This is a genomic window from Vibrio sp. 10N.222.46.A1, from assembly GCF_041473595.1.
GTDB classification, from domain to species: Bacteria; Pseudomonadota; Gammaproteobacteria; order Enterobacterales; family Vibrionaceae; genus Vibrio; species Vibrio tasmaniensis_A.
In genome coordinates, this window is record NZ_JBFRSN010000659.1 from 1 (window position 1) to 5,144 (window position 5,144).

Genomic DNA, 5,144 nt, shown 5'->3' on the forward strand with positions numbered 1-5,144 from the left:
AAAAAAACCCGCTCAATGAGCGGGTTTTTAAAACTTAAAGAGTACTTAATTCAAAGAATTATAGTACGTCTACAGCATTAAGGTCAGCGAATGCTTTCTCAAGACGAGTAACCATTGAAGACTGAGCAGCACGTAGCCATACGCGTGGATCGTAGTACTTCTTGTTTGGCGCAGCTTCGCCAGTTGGGTTACCGATTTGACCTTGTAGGAAATCGAAGTTATCAGCAGAGTACTGACGGATACCATCCCAAGTTGCCCACTGTGTATCAGTATCGATGTTCATTTTGATAACACCGTAGCCAATAGACTCTTGGATTTCTGCTTCAGAAGAACCAGAACCACCGTGGAATACGAAGTTTAGAGCGTTAGGTGCAATACCGAACTTCTCTGCACAGTATGCTTGAGAGTCACGTAGGATAGTTGGAGTAAGTACAACGTTACCAGCTTGGTAAACACCGTGTACGTTACCGAAAGATGCAGCGATAGTGAAACGTGGGCTAACAGCCATTAGCTTCTCGTATGCGTATGCTACGTCTTCTGGAGAAGTGTAAAGCTCAGATGCGTCCATATCAGAGTTATCAACGCCGTCTTCTTCACCACCAGTACAACCAAGTTCGATCTCGATTGTCATGTCCATTTTAGCCATGCGAGCTAGGTAAGTAGCACATGTTTCGATGTTCTCTTCTAGAGACTCTTCAGAAAGGTCTAGCATGTGAGAAGAGAATAGAGGCTTACCAGTTTGTGCGAAGAACTCTTCACCAGCGTCTAGTAGACCGTCGATCCATGGTAGAAGTTTCTTAGCAGCGTGGTCAGTATGCAGGATAACTGGAACACCGTAAGACTCAGCGACAGCGTGTACGTATTTTGCACCAGCTACAGCACCAAGAACTTGTGCGCCTTGACCTTCAAGTTTAACGCCTTTACCTGCGAAGAATGCAGCGCCGCCGTTAGAGAACTGAACAACAACTGGAGACTTAACTTTAGCAGCCGCTTCTAGTACTGCGTTAATAGAGTCAGTACCAACAACGTTTACTGCAGGAAGAGCAAATTTGTTTTCTTTTGCTACTTCAAATACTTTCTGTACGTCATCGCCAGAAATTACACCAGGTTTTACAAAATCGAAGATCTTAGACATGGAAATAGTCCTATTTATTCTATTCGTTTTAAGATAAAAAACTTAAGTTTAAAAATTTGCAATCGTTTGCTCACAACTTCCGCTATTCTAGCAAATAAGTGTGATATGCAGCAAACGTTAAAAGGCGAGATTCGTACCTCGCCTTTCTAAATCAATTACGCTTTAGCACGCTCTTCAAGCATAGCTACTGCAGGAAGTACTTTGCCTTCAACAAACTCAAGGAAAGCACCGCCACCAGTAGAGATGTAAGAAACATCTGCTTTGATACCGAACTTGTCGATAGCTGCTAGCGTGTCACCACCGCCCGCTACTGAGAAACCTTCAGAATCAGCGATTGCTTTAGAAATACCAGCTGTACCCGCTTCGAAGTTCTTGAATTCGAATACACCTACAGGGCCGTTCCAAAGAATAGTTTTCGCGTTGCCGATGATTTCAGCTAGAGCTGCAGTTGAATCAGGGCCAAGGTCGAAGATCATGTCGTCGTCTTGAACTTCAGAAACGTGCTTGATTTCAGCTTCTGCGTTTTCGTCGAATGCTTTAGCACATGCAACGTCAGTCGCTACTGGGATAGCACACTCTTTCATTAGCTTCTGAGCTGTTTCAACTAGGTCAGCTTCGTATAGAGACTTACCTACGTTGTGGCCTTCAGCAGCGATGAACGTGTTCGCGATACCACCACCAACAACAAGTTGGTCAGCGATTTTAGAAAGAGATTCTAGAACGGTTAGTTTAGTAGAAACTTTAGAACCACCAACGATAGCCACTAGTGGGCGAGCTGGGTTGTCCATTGCTTTACCAAGCGCTTCAAGCTCAGCAGCTAGAAGAGGACCAGCACATGCTACAGGAGCGTAAGTACCAACGCCGTGTGTAGACGCTTGAGCACGGTGAGCTGTACCGAATGCATCCATTACGAAGATGTCACATAGTGCAGCGTATTGCTTAGAAAGAGCTTCTTCGTTCTTCTTCTCGCCTTTGTTAAAGCGAACGTTTTCAAGAACAGTTAGTTCACCAGCGTTTAGCTCAAGACCATTTACGTAATCTTTCGCTAGTTTAACGTCACAGTTTAGTGCGTCGTTTAGGTAGTTAACTACAGGAGCTAGAGAGAACTCTTCGTTGTACTCGCCTTCAGTAGGACGACCAAGGTGAGAAGTAACCATAACTTTTGCGCCAGCTTCTAGGCAAAGTTTGATAGTTGGTAGAGATGCTAGGATACGTGCATCTGAAGTTACTTTACCGTCTTTTACTGGTACGTTTAGGTCAGCACGGATGAATACGCGTTTACCTGCAAGTTCCAGGTCAGTCATCTTGATCACAGACATGATTTGTCCTCTCAAATTTAAATAAAAATAAAGTTTTGGAAACTCAGCAACCCTGCTAAGCCTATAAATTATTCAACTGGTAATGCTTTAACTGCTAATAATATGTGGACACTTAGTATTTATTTCAAGCTAAAAAATAAATAATCCACACATTTGCTTCTAGGTCTTACTTCTTGCCTTCTGAAGCTTGCATTGCAAGAACCGTATCCAGCATTCGGTTCGCAAAGCCCCATTCATTGTCACACCACACCAGCATTTTCACTAAGGTGCCATTGCTCACTCGAGTTTGTGAACCATCAACGATTGCGCTATGGGGATCGTGATTAAAGTCGATGGAAACGAGCGGCGCTTCAGTATAGTCAACTATATTGTGTAATGTACACTGGGAAGCATTAACAATGGTTTGATTTACGTCATTAACTTTCACATTTGTATTAATTGTGACACTTAAATCCATCGCAGTGACGTTTACCGTCGGCACACGCACAGATATCGCTTCGAACTTGTTAGAAAATTTCGGGAAGATTCTTTCAATACCTTTATGCAATTTAGTGTCGACAGGAATGATTGATTGGCTTGCTGCTCGAGTACGACGCAAGTCGCTATGGTATGCATCAATAACTTGCTGATCATTCATTGAAGAGTGAATGGTCGTAATGGTACCTGACTCAATACCAAAGGCATCATCAAGTACTTTAATGATAGGGACAATACAGTTAGTGGTGCATGAACCATTGGAAACGATTCGGTGGTCAGCTTCGATAGTATCGTGATTTACACCATAGATGATGGTGTTATCAAGGTCGTTAGCACCAGGGTGTGAAAACAGTACCTTTTTAGCTCCAGCAGCGATGTGCGCTAGGCCATCATCTCGGCAACCGTAAACACCGGTACAATCGAGAACAATATCGACTTCAAGATCACGCCAAGGCAACAGTTCAATATCAGCCAGGTGTAAGATACGAATGGTATCAAACTCGCCTTTATCTTCAGCACCAATGCCATGATGAACATAAATGTGCTCTTGATCATTAGAGATTTTCTTGCCGAAGCGGCCGTGACTGGTGTCGTACTGCAATAGGTGAGCCATAGCGTCAGGTTGAGCAAGCTCATTGACCGCTACTACTTTGATTTGTTGGCTTTTGCCACTTTCATAGACAGCGCGCAATACATTGCGCCCTATTCGTCCAAATCCATTTATCGCGACTTTTAGCATAGTTCCGTACATCTAACCAAAATTTCGTGCAACAGATGATAACTGAATCCTATTCAAAGCGCATTAATTGAGTGGTATAACTCGACAAAAACAATCCATTAACATGGCATATCAGCCATTTCAATGTAATCATAAAAAATGAGTTTTACCTAATCCTACGGCTATTTCTAACCTAGTTTTCTCAACCAAAGGAAAAGGTTATGTCTGGATTCCCAGCGACTCATTTTTGTAAAACGTGCAATAAAGAAACGCCACATAGTGAAGTTCTTGTTCGCCAAACAAGCAGCTATGATACCGACAAAACTTTGTTAGGAAGAATAAAGCTGTTTGCTAATTCAATTATCAATGGTGGTCATTACTACAACATGGATCGTTACGTTGAATGTAAGGTCTGTGGGACTAGAGAACTTGATAATTGGGGAAATGAATTCGAGTAACTCATGTTTCTGAAAGCCAAATAAAAAACCGAGCCAGTGGCTCGGTTTTTTTCTATTCGCGTTACAACGAATGATTAAGCAAGAAGCTCTTTTGCAGTGTTTACTACGTTTTCAGTAGTGAAACCGAACATCTTGAATAACTCGCCTGCTGGTGCAGATTCGCCAAACGTTGTCATGCCGATGATCTTGCCACCGAAGCCAACGTATTTGTACCAGAAGTCAGCGATACCAGCTTCTACTGCGATACGTGCTGTAACGTCAGATGGAAGTACAGACTCGCGGTATTCTGCGTCTTGCTTGTCGAATGCGTCAGTAGCAGGCATAGATACTACGCGTACTTTCTTGCCTTCAGTTGTTAGTTCAGCAGCAGCGCTAACCGCTAGCTCAACTTCAGAACCAGTTGCGATAAGGATAAGCTCTGGTTTGCCTTCACAATCTTTCAGGATGTAACCACCCTTAGCGATGTTTGCCACTTGCTCTGCGTCACGGTCTTGCTGTGCAAGGTTCTGACGAGAGAAGATAAGTGCAGAAGGACCATCTTTGCGTTCGATTGCTAGTTTCCAAGCAACAGCAGACTCAACTTGGTCACATGGGCGCCATGTGCTCATGTTTGGAGTCAGACGTAGAGAAGCGATCTGCTCAACCGGTTGGTGAGTAGGACCATCTTCGCCAAGACCGATAGAGTCATGCGTGTAAACTTGAATGTTCTGAACTTTCATCAGAGCAGCCATACGCATTGCGTTACGTGCGTATTCCATGAACATTAGGAACGTTGCGCCGTATGGTACGAAACCACCGTGCAGAGCGATACCGTTCATGATAGCCGTCATACCGAATTCACGTACACCGTAGTGGATGTAGTTACCAGAGAAGTCGTTTGCTTCAAGAGACTTAGAACCAGACCACATAGTTAGGTTAGAAGGCGCAAGGTCAGCAGAGCCGCCCATGAATTCAGGTAGCATAGCACCGAATGCTTCTAGAGCATTTTGAGATGCTTTACGTGATGCGATGTTTGCTGGGTTAGCTTGAAGATCAGC

General features: G+C 43.7%; 5 protein-coding genes. 1 reads left to right on the plus strand and 4 read right to left on the minus strand.

From position 1 onward, the window contains the following. Positions 1–58: 58 nt before the first annotated feature. From fbaA to epd, 3 genes are all read right to left on the minus strand, one after another. Complete coding sequence (gene fbaA, locus AB4496_RS17905) at positions 59–1,135, minus strand: class II fructose-bisphosphate aldolase (protein ID WP_009847671.1); 1,077 nt, start codon at positions 1,133–1,135, stop codon at positions 59–61. 155 nt (positions 1,136–1,290) lie between these two features. Further along, entirely contained in the window at positions 1,291–2,454 is a 1,164-nt protein-coding gene (locus AB4496_RS17910; protein WP_029223849.1) for a phosphoglycerate kinase, read from the minus strand. A gap of 166 nt (positions 2,455–2,620) precedes the next feature. After that, a complete protein-coding gene (gene epd / locus AB4496_RS17915; RefSeq protein WP_029222970.1) occupies positions 2,621–3,670 on the minus strand; it encodes an erythrose-4-phosphate dehydrogenase in 1,050 nt (349 codons plus the stop codon). A gap of 200 nt (positions 3,671–3,870) precedes the next feature. Here epd and AB4496_RS17920 point away from each other — a divergent pair, with 200 nt between their 5' ends. Continuing rightward, positions 3,871–4,107, plus strand: a complete 237-nt coding sequence (locus AB4496_RS17920; RefSeq protein WP_012604808.1) for a hypothetical protein — start codon at positions 3,871–3,873, stop codon at positions 4,105–4,107. A 74-nt stretch (positions 4,108–4,181) separates the two neighbouring features. Here AB4496_RS17920 and AB4496_RS17925 read toward each other — a convergent pair. Beyond that, a partial coding sequence (locus AB4496_RS17925) for a transketolase-like TK C-terminal-containing protein (protein WP_372131525.1) occupies positions 4,182–5,144 on the minus strand: 963 nt, incomplete at its 5' end.

Bases quoted from the DNA above. Each gene is read 5' to 3' on its own strand.
- fbaA (WP_009847671.1), bottom strand. From the start codon at position 1,135: ATGTCTAAGATCTTCGATTTTGTAAAACCTGGTGTAATTTCTGGCGAT.
- AB4496_RS17910 (WP_029223849.1), bottom strand. From the start codon at position 2,454: ATGTCTGTGATCAAGATGACTGACCTGGAACTTGCAGGTAAACGCGTA.
- epd (WP_029222970.1), bottom strand. From the start codon at position 3,670: ATGCTAAAAGTCGCGATAAATGGATTTGGACGAATAGGGCGCAATGTA.
- AB4496_RS17920 (WP_012604808.1), top strand. From the start codon at position 3,871: ATGTCTGGATTCCCAGCGACTCATTTTTGTAAAACGTGCAATAAAGAA.